At 31.4% G+C, this 18,126-nt stretch carries 18 protein-coding genes and 2 pseudogenes; 3 read left to right on the forward strand and 17 right to left on the reverse strand.

The window, feature by feature from the left end; all coding sequences use genetic code 11:
- Positions 1–43: 43 nt before the first annotated feature.
- Entirely contained in the window at positions 44–640 is a 597-nt protein-coding gene (locus tag B3Z56_RS17430) for a TetR/AcrR family transcriptional regulator (protein ID WP_346879278.1), read from the forward strand.
- A gap of 334 nt (positions 641–974) precedes the next feature.
- Here B3Z56_RS17430 and B3Z56_RS17435 read toward each other — a convergent pair whose 3' ends face one another.
- From B3Z56_RS17435 to B3Z56_RS17455, 6 genes are all read right to left on the reverse strand, one after another.
- Positions 975–1,325: a DUF1048 domain-containing protein gene (locus tag B3Z56_RS17435; RefSeq protein WP_312061154.1), complete on the reverse strand. Its 351-nt coding sequence runs from the start codon at positions 1,323–1,325 to the stop codon at positions 975–977.
- Positions 1,326–1,334: 9 nt separating this feature from the next.
- Entirely contained in the window at positions 1,335–1,682 is a 348-nt protein-coding gene (locus tag B3Z56_RS17440; protein WP_346879279.1) for a DUF1048 domain-containing protein, read from the reverse strand.
- A complete protein-coding gene (locus B3Z56_RS17445) occupies positions 1,682–2,005 on the reverse strand; it encodes a PadR family transcriptional regulator (RefSeq protein WP_346877078.1) in 324 nt (107 codons plus the stop codon). The genes B3Z56_RS17440 and B3Z56_RS17445 overlap by 1 nt, the downstream gene beginning before the upstream one ends.
- 188 nt (positions 2,006–2,193) lie before the next feature.
- Positions 2,194–2,391 (reverse strand): helicase-related protein, encoded by a 198-nt coding sequence (locus tag B3Z56_RS18050; RefSeq protein ID WP_414632292.1) that lies wholly within the window; start codon positions 2,389–2,391, stop codon positions 2,194–2,196.
- Positions 2,392–2,550: 159 nt separating this feature from the next.
- Positions 2,551–2,727, reverse strand: coding sequence for a (2Fe-2S)-binding protein (locus tag B3Z56_RS17450; protein WP_346879360.1), 177 nt, complete (start codon positions 2,725–2,727; stop codon positions 2,551–2,553).
- Positions 2,728–2,833: 106 nt separating this feature from the next.
- Entirely contained in the window at positions 2,834–3,820 is a 987-nt protein-coding gene (locus B3Z56_RS17455) for a DNA/RNA non-specific endonuclease (RefSeq protein WP_346879280.1), read from the reverse strand.
- Between the two features lie 238 nt (positions 3,821–4,058).
- Here B3Z56_RS17455 and B3Z56_RS17460 point away from each other — a divergent pair, with 238 nt between their 5' ends.
- Positions 4,059–5,021, forward strand: a complete 963-nt coding sequence (locus tag B3Z56_RS17460; protein ID WP_346879281.1) for a hypothetical protein — start codon at positions 4,059–4,061, stop codon at positions 5,019–5,021.
- Positions 5,022–5,237: 216 nt separating this feature from the next.
- Here the strand turns inward: B3Z56_RS17460 and B3Z56_RS18055 are convergent.
- The 8 genes and pseudogenes from B3Z56_RS18055 to B3Z56_RS17500 all read right to left on the reverse strand — a co-directional run.
- A pseudogene (locus B3Z56_RS18055) lies at positions 5,238–5,354 on the reverse strand (recombinase); the annotation flags it as partial.
- Positions 5,355–5,615: 261 nt separating this feature from the next.
- Positions 5,616–6,650, reverse strand: coding sequence for a Cfr family 23S rRNA (adenine(2503)-C(8))-methyltransferase (locus B3Z56_RS17465; protein ID WP_346879282.1), 1,035 nt, complete (start codon positions 6,648–6,650; stop codon positions 5,616–5,618).
- A gap of 162 nt (positions 6,651–6,812) precedes the next feature.
- Positions 6,813–8,291 carry an Lsa family ABC-F type ribosomal protection protein gene (locus tag B3Z56_RS17470; RefSeq protein ID WP_346879361.1) on the reverse strand — a complete coding sequence of 493 codons (1,479 nt, stop codon included), beginning with the start codon at positions 8,289–8,291 and terminating at the stop codon, positions 6,813–6,815.
- Between the two features lie 500 nt (positions 8,292–8,791).
- A complete protein-coding gene (locus B3Z56_RS17475; RefSeq protein WP_346879283.1) occupies positions 8,792–9,007 on the reverse strand; it encodes a hypothetical protein in 216 nt (71 codons plus the stop codon).
- Positions 9,008–9,294: 287 nt separating this feature from the next.
- Positions 9,295–9,855, reverse strand: a complete 561-nt coding sequence (locus tag B3Z56_RS17480) for a DUF1801 domain-containing protein (protein ID WP_346879284.1) — start codon at positions 9,853–9,855, stop codon at positions 9,295–9,297.
- 144 nt (positions 9,856–9,999) lie between these two features.
- Complete coding sequence (locus B3Z56_RS17485) at positions 10,000–10,584, reverse strand: sugar O-acetyltransferase (protein WP_346879285.1); 585 nt, start codon at positions 10,582–10,584, stop codon at positions 10,000–10,002.
- A 286-nt stretch (positions 10,585–10,870) separates the two neighbouring features.
- Complete coding sequence (locus B3Z56_RS17490; RefSeq protein ID WP_346879286.1) at positions 10,871–11,989, reverse strand: hypothetical protein; 1,119 nt, start codon at positions 11,987–11,989, stop codon at positions 10,871–10,873.
- Between the two features lie 314 nt (positions 11,990–12,303).
- Positions 12,304–15,494 (reverse strand): annotated as a pseudogene (locus tag B3Z56_RS17500) (type I restriction endonuclease subunit R).
- 541 nt (positions 15,495–16,035) lie between these two features.
- On the opposite strand from B3Z56_RS17500, the gene B3Z56_RS17505 reads away from it, so the two are divergent.
- Positions 16,036–16,371, forward strand: coding sequence for a helix-turn-helix domain-containing protein (locus B3Z56_RS17505; protein WP_346879289.1), 336 nt, complete (start codon positions 16,036–16,038; stop codon positions 16,369–16,371).
- 19 nt (positions 16,372–16,390) lie between these two features.
- Here B3Z56_RS17505 and B3Z56_RS17510 read toward each other — a convergent pair whose 3' ends face one another.
- The 3 genes from B3Z56_RS17510 to B3Z56_RS17520 form a co-directional block, all read right to left on the reverse strand.
- Complete coding sequence (locus B3Z56_RS17510; protein WP_346879290.1) at positions 16,391–16,582, reverse strand: hypothetical protein; 192 nt, start codon at positions 16,580–16,582, stop codon at positions 16,391–16,393.
- 2 nt (positions 16,583–16,584) lie between these two features.
- A complete protein-coding gene (locus B3Z56_RS17515) occupies positions 16,585–16,755 on the reverse strand; it encodes a hypothetical protein (RefSeq protein ID WP_346877102.1) in 171 nt (56 codons plus the stop codon).
- Positions 16,756–17,335: 580 nt separating this feature from the next.
- A complete protein-coding gene (locus tag B3Z56_RS17520) occupies positions 17,336–17,971 on the reverse strand; it encodes a hypothetical protein (protein WP_346879291.1) in 636 nt (211 codons plus the stop codon).
- Between the last annotated feature and the right edge of the window lie 155 nt (positions 17,972–18,126).

An 18,126-nucleotide genomic window follows, 5' to 3' on the forward strand; every position in this document is an offset into this window, starting at 1 on the left:
TTAAATATTGTTTAGTCATACTCGATAGAAAGAAGGTTATTGAATGAATGGTTATGAGAAAAGGACACAGCATAAAAAAAATCAAGTTTTAGAAGCAACTCTTGATTTGATGAGCAACTACACCGGCATAGAAAATTTAACTATGGATGAGATTGCTAAAAACGCCAATGTGGGTAAAACTTCAATTTTTAAGTATTTTGGTAGTAAAGAAAATCTTATCCACGAGGTTTTTAGGCATTTTTTAGATAAGATAGGAAATACAGCCAGAGAAATTATGGCGGAAAATAATCCTTTCGAAGAAACACTCATTGCCATGAGTCAGAACAAAATTAATTATTTAGAAAAAATCGACAAGCAGTTCTATTTGGATTTGATGGATTTTGTAACCAAAAAGGGGGACGACGGTTTATCCTTGATGATGCAACAATATGTCAAAGAAAGCTACAGTATCATGCTGGATTTATTCCACCGTGGACGTAAAGAAGGCAAGGTTGATCTGAAATATTCAGATGAATTTCTTTTGACTTATTTTCAAGCCCTTGTTGAAGGTATCTCAAGTCCTCACATCTACCCAAAGATTCTCCCTTATACGGCCCAATGGACAGAATTGTTCATTAAAGGTATTGCACCAAGTAAATAGAATTATAGCCAAAACACCTGAAGATAATACTAAGCCCATTTTTCACTTAAACTTTTACCCCCGATAGTTCCCATGAACGTATATCCAGGGTATATTGGGGGTGAACAGATTTACTTTTATTTTTCATATCTTATAGGACATAGTGTTTTATAGCTTTTCGCACTTTAATTTCTTAACATTAACACTACACACTCAACGTGCGTGAGAACATAATATCTATACAATTACACAAAAGGTTATTGACATAATAACCTTTTGTGTAATCTAACCCTATAGGTGAGTAACTGCACCTGGGACAAAATAATTGGAAGTTTTCAATCCAGATATCTCCCTTTTACTTTGTTTTATCCGTAACCTTTTTCATGGCCTTGTTAACTTCTTGATCAACAGATTCTTGATAGATGTCAGCGTAAGTTTTTGAATCTTTGATTAGCTCGTCACAAAAAGCTGCTATGTCACTACCCGTCACTTCGAGTACGCCTTTCCCCAAGACTGCTCCCTCTTCAAAAAGATCGATAATCCCCGAGAGCAAACCTATACCGTTGGTTAGTTCAACAGGACCAACCTTAAAGAGATATTTTTGAATCTCTTTATAAACAATCTGATAATCTTTTGGGAGCACTTTGACACGCGCCACGTGCGCTCGCCACTCTTTTTTGCCTTCGATGATATCTTGTATTCTCATTGTATCCTCCTATTTACCTAATTTTTTAGTGATATTATTGTTGAGTTGCTTGCGCCACTTGTCACGAAAAGACTTTGCCCCTTCTTCGCCGACCAGCGCTGAACAGAAGCCTTTGATATCGTCACCCAAAACCTCTTGTACACTCTGACCGTCTGCAGCAGTTTCTTCGAGCAGGCCAAGCACACCGTCAAGAATTGTCATGAGGTTGCGACCTGTGAAATCTGAGTGTGTCCAAAGATTAGCATTAATTTTTTCCCATGCTGTTTGATAGTCATCCGGTAGCTTTTGGGCTCGCAATTCAAAAGTTTTCAATTCTTTAGTTATATCGCTTCCCGTAATTTTCTCCCAAAAATTCATCATTTCCCCTCCTTTAATTCATTAATTTTCAATGATACAAACTCCCATTTTTCCCAGAACTTCTGTAGTTCCTTGCGCCCCGCGTCGTTGAGTGCGAAAAACTTTCGCGGCGGCCCCATATCGGATGGCTTTTTCGTAATTTCCACTAATCCGTTTTTCTCAAGCCGCACCAAGATGGTATATACCGTCCCATCCACAATGTCCGAAAAACCGAGAGCGTTCAGTCGCCGCGTGATCTCGTACCCGTAGGTTTCCTTGTGTCTGATGATTTCAAGAACACAGCCTTCCAGCACACCTTTGAGCATTTCTGTAAGATTCTCCACTGTAACTCCTCCTTGCTATTCTGTATGACCAGTATTCAGTACTACTTATTACTAGTATATAGTATCACGCAGTAGTATTGGTGTCAATATAATAGCCTATAAAGAAAAAACTCCCACAGGAGTTTTTAAATTATTAATCTTTAATTTGGCTGTCTGCGACAGGTTCATACAAAGTTCATATTATTCTTCTACATTGCCTTTATAAAGATGTTTTTCTTTAATATTAATTTTAAAGCTCTTTTCATGCATCTTACTATATTTTTTTCTCTATTATCGATTAAAGAAAATACTTCCCCTATTTCTCTCGCTCTTCCAACTTTTCCAGCTCTATGTAAATAATCACTAAGATTTTTAGATATATCTAGGTTAATAACATGGCTAATAATAGGTTATTCATTTATTGTAATTAGGTATTCTAATAAAAAAATTGTTCGTCAATTTTCTTTAACTAATCGACGAACAACTTCTAGCTACCCATTATTAAATTTAACTTGTCTACCAAGTTCAATTATATTTGCAATAAGTACCTTACATCTTACGCAACCTTATCCCGTACCTGTTCCTGTAATTTCACCAACTTTTTCTACAGTATTAGCACCATTTTTAACAGCACCAACTACAGTTTTAAGTGAAACACCCTTGCATCCACAAACAGAAGAAAGAATTTGCTCAAGCTCACTTTTGCACCCTTCACAAATAGTACAAACACCTGTCTTTTCAATGAATTTTTTAACATCTTCCTCTTAAACTATCTTTAGTTTACAATAAGTAAATGAAACAAGCTTTCAATATCAAAATCCTGTCTAAATATCTAAACATCTATAAAAACTAATGACATCTATCACATGGGTCATTCTTTCCACTTTCTTGTATTGTTCCCTCTAAAATAGTTTTACTTCTAGATAAAGTAGAACAACCCTTTGTAGTATGATAGCTATTTCCATTAGGTGTCCAATATACTTTCCCTGTACTGCTTGTACTACCTGAATTATTGATAGTAGTATTTGTATTATTACTAGAATTTGAGTTGTTAGTTGAAGTATTCGTTTCTAAACTTGCATTATATTCATCAGGATTCACATTATCAAATTCATCATTAATTACATTCCCATTAATTGTATAAGTGTAGCTATAGTGACTTGGTATCTGAGTAGTTGTATCTGGATAAGTTATTATTGCAACAAACTCTGTACAACCTCCAGCATCTCGAATAACCTTTTCCATATAAGCTTGGTCACCATGCCTATTAAGGATACTATTCTGAGGAGTTATATTGTATGCATTAGAAACTCCACCAAGTGAATCTGCTATAACATGTCCCTCATCCAAGGTCCTACTTTCAACTCCTGGCACTTTCGCTTCATCTTGATAATATCTTCCACTTGAATTAACAGGCTCTGTTGAATCATCTTGCAAGATTATCTCCTTTGCTATTACCTTAACAAGCTGACCGTATTCATTTGTAAAAGCATAATATTCTCTATCTCCAAATCCTATGTCAACTACAACATTAGGTTCTCTGTGTCCAGATAGATTTCCACCATCAACTACTATCAGCTTATATCCTGAAAATATATCTTCTGTGATAACAGCTGAAGTTTCTTTTTTTGATTCTTCCTTTAAATTACTTGCAGTTTCCTTAACTGCTTCAGTTGATTCATCCACTGAACTATCTTCAATTTTCTTCTCTTCTTTAGCTTCAATTTTATTACTTGCAATATTTTGTTGATTTTTTGTGTCTTTTGGCATCATGGTCATGCCAAAAATTAAAACAGCAAATACTATTCCAATTAAGCTTGACAAAAATTTCTTCATTTCTTAAAAATTCCCCCTAATCATCTTCAGTTCTCTATTATTTTACCATCCAGGCATGGATAAAGCTACTTACATTAGTTTTCTTATGTTAAGGTTATCTCTATTTATCTACATAAACTGCATAACTTATGAATATGTTACACTTACAACCAACCTTTCCATATACCTGTAATCCCTTATCTGTTATAATTAACCTATTGGCAATATTTTAAATAAATATTAATTAAAGGAGATTCCTATGAATTATAGAAATTTTTATGAATTTGAAGAATACTATTCAATACTCTTCTCTGAAAAAAAGTATGATGAAGTTTTAAATATACTCCTTCATGCAAATGAACTTTTACCAAAGGATGAATATGAAGAAAATCTATTTGAACTTATAATCGATGAATCTAGGGTATATACTCAAACCAATAATAGTGAGAGCTGTATTAATATTATAGAAAAATCACTTGAAAAAGGTTATACATTTCCCCTACACTGGCCAAACTTTGATTTATTAAGAAACCACCCTGAATATGAGTCTCTTAATAATTTAAATACAAAGCTACTTCACCAAGCTAAAGAAAATTCTAAGCTACAATATGAAGTTCACCTTCCAAAACCCTATGATCCAACAAAAAAATATCCATTATTCTTTTGTTTACATGGTGATGGATTTCATTGCAATATAAAAAATACTAGCTGGTATTGGAAGCCTGATGCACTTTTAGAAAAAGGATACATAGTTGTATATCCTCAATCATCACAAATGTATTTCCATAATAGCTTTGGCTGGCTTACTGATCCCACTCTATCAAGAAAAGAACTGATAGATTGCTATGAGCAATTATTATTAGACTATTCTATTGATGAAACTTGTGTATTATTTGGAGGTTTCTCTGGTGGTGCAACTACCTCTATTGATATGGCTTTTAATAACACTATTCCAATAAAAGGAGTTATTGCATTATGCCCTGGTGATTACTTAGATATCATTGGACTTGAAGATACAAAGAAATTAGCAGAAAGAAAAACAAAAATAGTTATTCTTGAAGGGGATCAGGACACTGACCCAGTTGTTCAGCATCTCTTAAAAATATTTAAGGAAGTTGGACTTGCTCATGAATACCATATTAATAAAGGAATTGGGCACTGGTACCCAGAAGATTTAGATGAGAAAACTTTAAAGGCAGTGGAGTTTATAGTTAATAATTAATTTGGGGTGTGTCTATATCTTGTGGTGCTTATATTAATTTATATAATATGGTTAGCGCAAGCTTTAAGCAGGTGGTGATGACCATCACCTGTATCAGGCTTTTGTTGCCTTCTTATTCATAATCATTTCAATTTGATTTTCTAAAAGCTGTAAATACAATTAATCAATTCTATGTCTGCCTCCTTATTTTTTTCTTTGAGATCTAAATTTATCCTAATTTAAGCTATTCTTAAATCCTGTTTTGTAGACAAATGTAATTTGTGTAGCGTCTTTATTTCCATATTCATCAATTCCACCTATAATAATTTTTTCTACTATACTTTCAAAAACATATATAAATTATAAATCAAGAAGAGAATTAATTTTTTATCGAAGGCTTTTAATGATCTTAAGATACCGCATAAACTTCAATACAAATAGATCTAATTACACAAACATCTCTAATCTTGCACAAAAGTTTACCCATCCTAACCAAAACGTCCCTCAAATCTAAAGTTTGAGGGACATACAACACTCTTCAATATATAATTAAAAATCTTCAATATCATTTAAATTAAACTTTTTATTTGTTTAAGTGGATATTTTTAACTAGCATCATAATTCATTTTCATAACACAACTGTCCGCAAGCAGCACTAATTTCAGAACCAAATTGTGCTCTAACAGTTACACTAATACCTGCTTTCTTTAGTATACTACAAAATTGCTTGATAGCACTTGAAGGTTGAAATTTAAAAGTTGTTTTGTCCGTAGAATTATAAGGTATCAAATCAATGTGATATAAATTCTCCCATGAACCACGATTTTTCAATAAACCTATAACTGCCCCTGCATGTTCTTTGGAATCATTAATTCCTTCAAGCATAATATAAGCAATAAACACTCGTCGTCCCGTATGAATGATATGTTCATCTAATGTCTTCATTACCTCATTCAATGGAAATCTTTTATTTATAGGCATTAAATCGCTTCGTTGACTTTCAAATGGTGAGTGAAGTGAAAAAGCCAGATTCACTTGTGGAAATTCTTTGGTCAATCTTTGAATTCCTGGTATAATGCCAATTGTTGAAATAGTAATTCTTCGTTGACTTAACCCAAATAAACTTTGATCAGTTAAAATTTTTACTGCATCAAACAACTCTGGATTTGCAAGAGCCTCACCCATTCCCATAAATGAAATACTATTCAATCTATGGTCATTAAAATAGAAATAAAGTAATTGGTCAGTTATCTCATCGGCAGTAAGATTGCGTTTAAATCCAGCACTTCCTGTTGCGCAAAAACCACATCCAAAGCCACATCCACATTGGGAAGAAATACAAAACGATTCCCACCCCTGTTTATACTTTAGTCCAACAGCTTCTATTCTTTCTCCATCAGTCAATTCGAATAACAATTTTTGAGCTTGCTTAGAATCTTGTGAAAAAACAGGTATTACACTAGATACATTACTTCCAAACTCATTTACTAAAGCTATCCTTAACACTTTTGGTAGTATATGCATATCATCAAAACTATCTATTTTTTGATGGAAAATAGCTTTTGTAAGCTGCTCATATCTATAATCAGGTAATTTTAGATTTGATATTATTTGTTTCATTTTTCCATACTTTGTTTTTGTATATTTCATATAGGCCTCCTCCTCACTATTAATAGTTAAGAAGCAAAGCCAGTATAATTAGCGACTTATACTACTCCATGCAAGCGTCACTCAAAACATCTGGCTTTGCATGGAGCCTATTGTGTGTTACTTGTATATTCCCATTAAACATATTAATTTCCATTTCTACTTTTACAATTTTATTATTTTTGTTGCAACATTTTCAGAAAATACACTATCATGCTCAACAAACAAAATTGTAGGTTCATGTTCAATTAACAATTTCTCAATCTGCATACGAGAAATGACATCAATAAAGTTCAATGGTTCATCCCAAATATACAAATGTGCCCGTTCACACAAACTTTTAGCAAGCAATACCTTTTTCTTCTGTCCTCCACTAAAATCCTCGATATTCTTTTCGAACTGTTCTCTTGAAAAATCAAGTTTTCTAAGCATCGCTTTAAATAAACTCTCGTCAATACAGTGTTTATTTGCATAATCAGATAAGTTACCATATAAATCTGAAGTATCTTGGGAAACATAGGAAATGATTAACTTATTATTCTTTCTTACAATTCCACTATGGGGGATGTCTTCTCCATAAATTAATTTCAATATACTTGATTTTCCGCTGCCATTCTTTCCTTGAATAGCAATTCTTTCACCTTGCTCTATAGTGAAGTTTACTCCTTCACAGACAATTCTATCATCATATTCAATTGCAACACCTGTAAGTTCTACAAGCTTTTTATCATGGAAAGTAAGCGGTACTATTTTTAAGCTTTCATTAGATTCAATATTTTTAAGAAGCTTTGATTTTTCCTCAATCATGTCTTGTTGTCTAGCTTCTATATTTTTAGCACGCTTCATCATTTTTGCAGCTTTATGTCCAACATATCCTTTATCTAATTTGCTCCCAGAATTAGTAGTTCCATACTTGCTGCTTTCAACGCTATCTGACCACGTAGATGTACGTTTTGCTGAGCTAGAAAGTCTGTTAATATCCTTTTTCAATTTTTCGTTTTCTGCTAACTCAAAACCATCTTGTAATTCTTTGTTTCTCCACCATGAAGAAAAGTTTCCTTTTTGTATTTCAATATTAGTTTTATTAATAGACAAGATATGGTCAACACAATTATCCAAAAAAGACCTATCATGTGAAATCAGAATAAATCCTTTCTTTTTTTTCAAGTAATTACTTAGTTTTTGCCTAGCTTCAGCATCCAAATGATTGGTAGGTTCATCAATAAGTAAGAAGGAGTTCTCTTTCAAAAACATAGCAGCCAACAATGTTTTTGTCTGCTCTCCTTTAGATAGTGTATAAAACTGTCTATATAAAGCATCGTAGTCCATATCTAACAAAGATAATTCTTTTACTATTTCCCAATCCATTGAATTTGGACTAATCCCCCTTATGACATCTATGGTGAAATTGCTTTGCTCCTGCACCTCATAAGGAAAATATTCAAAAGTCACATCAGCCGAAATGATTCCATTATATTCATATTTTCCAAGCAAAAGATTTAGAAAAGTAGTCTTTCCCCTTCCATTTCTCCCAGTAAATCCCAATTTCCAATCAGTATCAATTTGAAAACTTACATTTTCAAAAATATTATCATAGCTACCTTCATAAGCAAAGGTTAGGTTTGTAACATTTATTAAAGACATATTTTTGTCCTCCTCTGTATTTAATAGTATAAATAACAAAATCGGAACAATAGGCGACCTTGTTATTACTCCATATAAGTGTCGCCTGCAGTATCCGACTCTATATGGAGATTATCATGTGTTAGCAAAGTGTCTTTATTTATCATAATATTATTTATCCTCCTTATTCGAATTATTTATAAAAAAAGTAAGAGCCGCAAGAATTAATTATTCTTACAGCTCATAAATATACGTAGTTAAGCTAATCATTATAGCATAACACAAGTGTATATATTAAGAGAAAAAAGAATAACTTTCTTGCATAAGTACAACAAAACAAACAGAATGCACCTGTTTATCTTTGTATTAAATGTACTTTAAATATTAGCAAGAAAAATTAATCATTTTTTCACCTCAAATTTCAATTTTTTTATCATTATACTATTATACATCTAAAAAGTCAATCAAGAGTGAATTAAGAAAATTTATTTTTTCTCTATCTTCACTACGGTCTCAACACTTTAGTTTTCTTCATACTTTTCTAAAACTTCCTTAAACCATTTAGGGGCATTGAGCTCTTTCCATATAAGCTTCCCACCACTAAAAAAGGCTATTTCCTTGAATATTTCAGTATTATCGTAAATATTTACTTCGTTACATACCGCTATAATTTCTTTTAAATTTTTTATTGACTCATAGTATCTTCTATTAATTATATCAGATGGTATACATGCCAACGATTTTCAACTCTATGCTTAACTCTAGCCTGCGCAATTTCATGTGTTTCTACCCCTATTTCCAGCTCCATTAACGCCAGCAAATATTGTATAACTAGGTATACTAATTACCAATTATCCTTCTCTGTTCTCTTTGTAACACTACATTAGCTAAATTCATGTAAAAATCTTGTTCTTCTCTTGTTTTAGCTTTTTTAAATAATTCTTTTAACTCCCCCATATGAATAGGTTAGAAATATATCATATAAAGTTTCCTTTTCTGTATTCATTTCAATTTCTTCTATTCTTTAATTACTTTCAACATAACGTGCCACTTGCTCTCCACATTTTTTGCATTTTCCTTTTAAGATAATGCCATATGGACCATCATCATGAATTATGAATCCATCTTTTAAAATAGTTACACCACAATTAGGACAAAATACATTGGCCATTAATATATTTCTTCCATGTTCAGGAATAGCTTTCCACTTCTTAATTGCACTTAAGTTCGAAACAGTACCTTTTTTAGTATCTCTGTTCATCACTATAATTTCCTTTATAATATGCATCATTACATTTACAGCATCTTGCTCTTTATATTTAATTCTAGCACAACTTTTGCCTAGTGATGTAGAAGGTATTTCTGCTTTAAAGATTTCTAGGACTCTTACTTCATCTGTATAAAAAGAAAAATAATTTTTCTGCGATGCAAAAGCAATATAAAAATTATGACCCTTATAGGTTAGCATCTTGTAATCAAAACACTCTTGTAATTGAGTTTCTTCTCTCATAAATATTACAAGCTTCTCTAGCCATTCCCTTTTTATACCCTGAAATTGATTAACATATTCATATATTGTATTCATTATATTACCCCATATCTCTGATTAGTATTTATCTCATTGTATACTAAACTAATCATAATTTAAACCTTCATCTAACACATCATGATTCAATTAACACTACTATTATTCAAGATAAATCTAATCTATAAATTGGAATTTGTCTTTCTAAATATTTTCCCTAGCCACTCTGCATGGATTACCATATGCAACCTTATTAGATGGAATATCTTTTGTAACAACACTTCCTGCACCTATTACAACATTATCTCCAATTTTTACTCCTGGCATTATGATTGCTCCACCACCAATCCAAACATTGTTGCCTATAGTGACAGGTGCTGTTTGCGTTTTACAAAATTGAAAAGCCCCATCTTCTTTAGGCTCACCAAAACGTTCTCTTGCATTTACAGGATGAAATGCCGTATATATCTGAACATTTGGCGCAATCAATGCATTGTCTCCAATAATAATTTTATTATCATCTAAAAAAGTACAATTCATATTAACTTCGCAATTATTTCCAAAATAAATATTATTTCCATAGTCAACAAAAAAAGGTGCAGTAATCCAAAGATTTTTTCCTTTACTACCAAGCAAATTATCAAGAATATTGTTTTTTGTATATGCATCCTCAGACATAGTATTATTGTATTGTCTAATCAAGTTTTTTGCTTTATGCCATTGTGTAATCAACTCCATATCTCCACAATCATAAAGCTGACCAGCTAACATCTTTTCTCTTTCTGTCAAATACTCACCTCTTCAAATTACTATTTATCGACTTGCTCTATAATTTCAATTCACTATAAAAAAAATTATACAATTAACATTACCAATTTTATAATTCCTTGTAGTATAATTTATTATTTTTATCTATCCCCTAAATTTACAAATGGACTTAGTACATTGGCACCATTGTAAGGTATTATTAGTTTATTCTTGTAAGGCATTCCATTAAAATTATAAATGAATCTAAATATCTGCTCATCATAAAGGAATCTTACATGAATAGAAACCTTGGGTATACGTCAACCTATCAATCCCTGTAAATAAACACATCCTCATCTCCTAGATAATTGTCTACCACTCTCCATTTAACAGTTTCAGCTTTTATCCAAGTAACATCATTATATTCATATAGTTCACGATAATCATCTTTGAAATCATCGCAATCAAACCATATAAACTTTCCATCTTGGATTACCATATATGCACCATATATAATCCCATCATAATCTTCATTACGTGGATTTAATGTCATACATTCTACTCCCTCAAACACCATTTCAACAACCGATGGGTTTTTCCATTGACGTTGAAAAATAGCATATATATTTCTTTCTGAATTGAGGGGATACATGCTTAAATCTTTATTAACATACTCACCAGATAAATACCTCAATTCCTTGAGGCATCCATCATGAAACCCTCCAAAGTCATACATTAGTTTATCAATATCTTCTTGATTTCTAATCTCAGTCCACATATTTTCCTTAAGTTTTTTATCCAACACACTATGTATATAACTTTTATTTTCTTCAGCATTATTAAATTTCGTTACATTAAAATCATCATCAGTACATTTTTTGATAATATATTTTGTCTTTTCAATCGGAAATGGTGCATCCTCTTCAGAGAAATACTCAATATTAACAATTTCTACGACAGGAGCTTTGGGTTTTATTTTGGAAACCCGATGATAGTTCATATTAATTTTCTCAATTCTATCCGGTTTATAGTTTCCATCAAAAACAAACAAGTTTTCACTTCCCAATATATCGCGTATAAGATCAGATAGATCATCTCCATTTACTTCAAGAGAATTACAGAGAGAACCACTATAAGTTCGTTCCCCATCATCACCAGTAATAACTAAATCCCATGTTCCGATATCGGTTGTAAACACATCTACAGAATTACTCTCAAAATATATGCCAATAGCATTTAAGATTATGTAAGCATTTTCTTCTGTAATGCTAATTTTTTTTCTACTGCTCAATTCATATTTTCCAGGTTCTTGACCATAATTATATCTAGAAAGTACTACTCGTCCATTTGCTGATATAGTTAAATGTTGTTCCACTTCATCTTTTTGAGAAGGTTCCGGACCATAACAGATATTGTTAGATATAATTCTTATTTTTTGTATACGCATATAATATCTTCTCCTCTCTTATCAACAATTATCATTTTTTTCAATGCTCCGCTTTTTCTGGTACAGTACTACTAAGTATGTCTAGCCATTTCATATGTTGCAAAAATATTAGTGCTATAAAAATCATTTAGTTAAGTATTTATAGGAAGCTTCATTGGAGCTTATCAACGACATCTCCATCTAAAATTCTAATGTAATTCAGAATAATCTGCCTTCTGATAATGTAATAAAACTGCCTATCAACTAAATTATTTCTATTTGATAGGCAGTTCTGTAGTTCTAATAATTTAATATCCTTACTTCTATATCTATATTTAGCTATTATATATTCCGTAATCTCCTTTACTTTCAGCAACTCTATCACAAATTATCTCATCCATATCAACATTTCCACACATAAGCTCTGCCTGTCTCATAACTACTTCTAAGGCATGCTTTGCTTGTTCTGGTGGATAATCATATTTCTTTAACAATCTCTTTATTATTCTTCTCATACCTGCTTGGGCACTTTCCTTACACTCCAATCTATAGTAATATTATTTTTTATAGACATTGTTAGCTCATGGGCTATTTTCTTTAGTGTATCATCATCCATAAATTCTTTAATTATATCATCAGCAGTTAAAGCATCGTAGAAAGCTATTTCATCATCATTAAGTCCTAAATCTTTTTCTTTATCTTTCATTGCTTTTATTTCTTGAGCCATTTTAATAAGCTCTTCTATTACCTCTGCATTAGTTATAGCTTGATTTCTATATTTATTAAGAGCTTTCTTTAGTTTTTCTGAGAACTTTTCAGACTTAACTAAATTTCTTTTCTCCATGGATTTTAAATTTCCTTCAAGAAGTTTTTTAAGCATTTCAACAGCTAAATTTTTATATTTAATAGTTTTTACTTCTTCTAAGAACTCTTCTGAGAGAATTGAAATTTCTGGTCTTTTAATACCAAGTGTGTCAAAAACATCAATGACTTCTTCTGATATAATGGATCTTTCAAGCATCTGATTAACTCTTGCTTCAATTTCTTTTTTTGATTTTTTCATAACATTTTTTGAGTCAAGTTTTGCTAAACTTGCTTTAACAGCCTTAAAGTAAGCTACTTCTAAAGCTAAAGCTTTACCGACCTCTGTTGCTACACATAAAGAATGAGCTTTCGCTAGTTCAATTGCATACTGTTTAAATTCCTTTTGCTGCTTTTCTTCCATACCTAGAACTAAATTCATACCACTAGTTATAGCTCTAATTCTAGCAGCTTGAGAACTACCCATATATGCTGAGTAATCTAGTCCATGAACCATATCACGAAGAATTTCAAGTTTTTCAATCATTACAGCTATTGCAGCTGATGTATCTATACCTGTATTTTGCTTATCATTATCTGTATATTGCTTCAGTGCTTTTTTTAAGCTCTCAAGAATTCCAAGATAATCAACTACAACACCACCTGATTTATCTTTGAAAACTCTGTTTACTCTCGCTATTGCTTGCATTAAATTATGTCCTTGCATTGGCTTGTCTATATACATAGTATGCATTGAAGGAACATCAAAACCTGTAAGCCACATATCTCTAACAATAACTATTTTTAGCTCATCATTATTATCTTTCATTCTTTTAGCTAAAGTATCACGTCTTTGCTTTCCACCTATATGCTTTTGAAGTCTTTCACTATCAGCTGCACTACCAGTCATTACAACCTTTATTTTACCTTTATTAACATCATCACTATGCCAATCTGGTCTAAGCTTTATGACTTCGTCATAAAGGTTTACAGCTATTCTTCTACTCATACATACAACCATAGCTTTACCATCAATAGTTTTAGCTTTTTCTTCATAGTGATTAACTATATCTTCTGCAAGCTTCTTAACTCTGTTAGGTGAACCTACAACAGCTTCTAATCTTGACCACTTTGACTTGTATTTTTCTCTGTCATTATCCTCTTGTCCTTCTGTAATTTCTTCAAATTCTTCATCTATTTTTTTAAGTTCTTCATCATCAGTTTCTAATTTAATAATTCTATTTTCGTAGTATATTTTAACAGTAGCTTCATCTTCAACAGCTCTTGTCATATCATAAGTATCAATACATTCACCAAATACAGATGTAGTAGATCTATCCTCTAAATCTATTGGTGTACCTGTAAATCCTATAAATGAAGCATTAGGAAGAGCATCTCTTAGATATTTTGCATAACCATACTTAACTTCACCAGTTTTAGTGCCAGTTTTTGCTTCTAAACCATACTGACTTCTATGCGCTTCATCTGCAATGATAATAACATTTCTTCTATCCGTAAGTGCTGGCATTTCACCATCTTCTGGATTAAACTTTTGAATAGTAGTAAAGATGATTCCACCTGATTCTCTTTCATTTAAGAGATCAAATAATCCATTTACTTCTTTAGAGTTCTCCTTGGTCTGTGCCTTTTTTTGATCATCTGTAAGCTTTCTTACATGTGCTTGCTTTGGAGTCTGTCTTAGAATATCTGCTGATTTAGAAAATGTTCCAAATAATTGATCATCTAAATCATTTCTATCAGTTAATATAACAAGGGTAGGATTATTAAGTTCTTTTACAAGGCTCGCTGCATAGAATACCATAGAAAAGCTCTTACCTGACCCTTGGGTATGCCAAATAACTCCTATCTTCTTATCACCTTGTTCACTGGTTGCAATTTTGGTCTTTTCCACTGCCTTTTTAACGGCAAAATATTGATGATAACCAGCTAATATTTTAATAGTAGTTTTCTTATCTCCTATTTTATTATCATCAACATCATACTCTGCCTTAGTTGATTCTTGGAATAATAAAAAGTTTTCAACTATATCTAAAATTCTTTCTTTTTGTAGCATTCCCCTAAGCACTACTTCATATTGAGGTACATCTAAGCTAGCAACATCTATGCCATCAATACTTCTCCAGTTCATGAATCTTTCTTCATTTGAAGTGATTGTTCCAACCTTAGCATTTATTCCATCTGATAAAATACAGAAGGCATTATAGTTGAATAATGATGGAATGTCTTGTTTATATGTTTGTATTTGATTATATGCACTATCTATTCCTACATTCTCATCCGTAGCTGATTTTAACTCTATAACTACTAAAGGAATGCCATTAACAAATATTATTAAATCAGGTCTTCTTTCTTCATTTTCAATTATAGTAAACTGATTAGCTACTAAGAAATCATTCTTTTTAGGATTTTTAAAATCTATGATATAAGCCTTTTCAGTTTTAGGCTGACCGTCTTTTCTAAAAGATACATCTATACCTTCAACTAAGAGTTTATGAAATTCCTTATTATTCTCCTCTAATATTGGACTATTAAAGGTAATTATCTTTCTATAAGCTTCATCTAACGCTTCTTCTGGAAGATGTCTATTAAGATTAAACAAAGCATCCTTAACTCTTTGCTCCAAAATAACATCCCTATAATTTTTTCTTTCTGGATATTCCCCATCATGACCAATATCTGGTCCAAAGCTATAGTTATACTCCATCTCCCGAAGTATCTCTATAGCTGCCTCTTCTAATAGGTCTTCTGTAAAATTCTCAAATAAACTCAAAACACATCCCCCTTTTAACCCAAATTATTAATTCTCTTTAAGCTCTATTGGTACATCCTTTATATTCATGGCATTTTTATTTCCTGATACTAAAACTCTTAGTAAGCTTAACAACCGCCTCAGCAGTAGTCTCCTACCAATCATCCGTCGCTTCGCTCGGATTCTTGGGGAGCCCTTGCATGGGTGGCACTCTTAAAACTTCCTAATTCGCTTTGCTCTTAGTAAGTTTTGTGACCACCTCAACATGCGGAGTATGCCACCATAAAAATATATTTTCGTAAATTAGAATATCTTTTAGTTTCTTAAAGAAGGTATACTAGCTACTCTTAAGGAAATAAAAATATTTAATAACAAATATCCGAATATTACACAATGTTTCAAATGTTGTACGTTGGTGGCAAATAGACGACATTGTCGTCACAGTAACTTAGTATAAACTATATGTTCTAATAAATATTATAATGAGGTGATAAATTTGTACTCTTTCAATATTAATGTTCAAATATCAGATATAGAATTAAAAAATATAATAGACAATATTAATAAATCACGTAGTCTACCACCTACAAAAGTGATTCATGTTAATGAAAGTTCTACCAATTCATCTAGTAAAGAAATACTTTATACTGTTCCTGAAATAGCAAAAATTTTAAAAGTTGACCAACATAAAGTATATGAACTTATTGAGAAAAAAGTATTGATAGGTTTGAAATTAGGAAGACTTAAAGTCACTAGAGCAGAACTATTACGCTTTCTTAATGAATATACTGGAAAAGATCTATCTGATTTAGATAACATAAAAGATTTATAGATGAAGTAAAAGCCTAGATTTATTCTAGGCTTTTTAATTGCTCTCTTCTTTCTTCAATTAAGTTTTTTAGTTCTTCTAAGTCCTCTAGTGTAGCTTTGTTTTTTATAAAGCTTCTAGATGTACTTCTACTTTTCAAATAATTAGAGTATTCTTTATTTTTTTGCTGCCATTTCTTATTAGCTTCAGTTTGTGTTGATGTTTTATTATTCATACTTATTCACCTTTCTTAATAAATTTAATGATCATTAATATTACCATTACTACAGCTAATGCTAACCCAATATACTGCAGAGTGGTTAAATCGGAGAAACTCAAGTCTGAAATCCATATGGCTGTTATTACTAATACAATTATGTCGATACTAAGATTAATTTTGTTCTTCATATTTTTCTAAGGTGCTGGTATAATATATATAAGGATGGAAGAGGGAAGTTGCATTTCCCTCTGTCCTTTGTTTAGCGTTTCCTTTGGTGGGGGCGCTTTTTCTTTTGTCTTTTTTTCTTTGGTTTTAATTCTTTTAGAAGTTTTACTATTGTTAGTGTTAAAACCACTATTTCTAATATGTCTTTCAGCACCTTACTACCTCCTTTCTATACTTTAATTATACTACGGATAGTATAAGGTGTCAACCTTTTTTTATATGTTTTTCTAAAAATTATCATAATATATGTTTAAATATTATATTTTTGTCTATAATCTAAATACATCTTAAACCATGTGCTTATACAAAAGAAAAATAAGGTAGAAAGTAATACTGTATTGCTTTCTACCTTTTAATTTAATTATATATCATTTTAAAATTTTTAACTTTAGGATCTATACTTGGGATATTATCTTTCTTTATGGTGTTAGTATTAATGTTTATAATAAAATAGATAAGGCCTGAAATTAATTCAGGCTCTTTAATTACTTTCTATTTTAATAATCTTTTTCTATTTTAAATATAGATTTTATTATTTACATATTACAATGATAACATAACACCTTGTCCACCATTCATGTTCATAATATCTGTTAACATCATCATTACCTTATCATTGTTCATAAGATTTTTAATCTTATCACTTGATTGTAAACTCACATCACCATTTAACTTAATTTTATTATTTTCATCAAAACTTATTTTAACAGAACCATGTCTTTCTGATTTAGATTTATGTTTTTCTCTTTCCTTATCAGCTTCATCTAACATCTCAACAAGTCCCTTTCTAAGTCTTCTACGAAGTTCTTTTTCCTCTTCGCTAAGTGGGCATTCAAACCGTTGCCCATTAACAACAATCCACCTTTTCTCATCATCAATACCTAATTCTTCCCACTGACATGCTGGATTATTAGTAGTATAATTCATTATTTGATTAAAAGAAGCCCTATCAACATATAAAGTTGTATTTGCTGCGGTTCCTTTATCTATAGTTATTCCTCCAATATCATTTGTCCTTAAAATATTTTTTCTTGATGTGGAAATATCTAAAATGTCCTTAAACTCTGAAGATTTTCCTACACTATTTTTTGATGAATATACACCTTTAATTTCAGAGTTCTTCATTGATAAACTATTTAAATATCCACCATAATTTCCTGTGATATTATTAATGCTCATATAGATACCTTCTTTCTTTAATAATATTATCTTCGTTTGAAGTTGCTTCCTACTTTAATTATTTGCATCTACCGTATTATTACATAAACATACATATTTTTCTTTAATAAATGCACGAAAGTGTCTTTTTTGAACCTAACTTTCCAATATTATCA

The organism is Clostridium sp. UBA7791 (assembly GCF_002480755.1).
Classification (GTDB): domain Bacteria; phylum Bacillota; class Clostridia; order Clostridiales; family Clostridiaceae; genus Clostridium_J; species Clostridium_J sulfidigenes.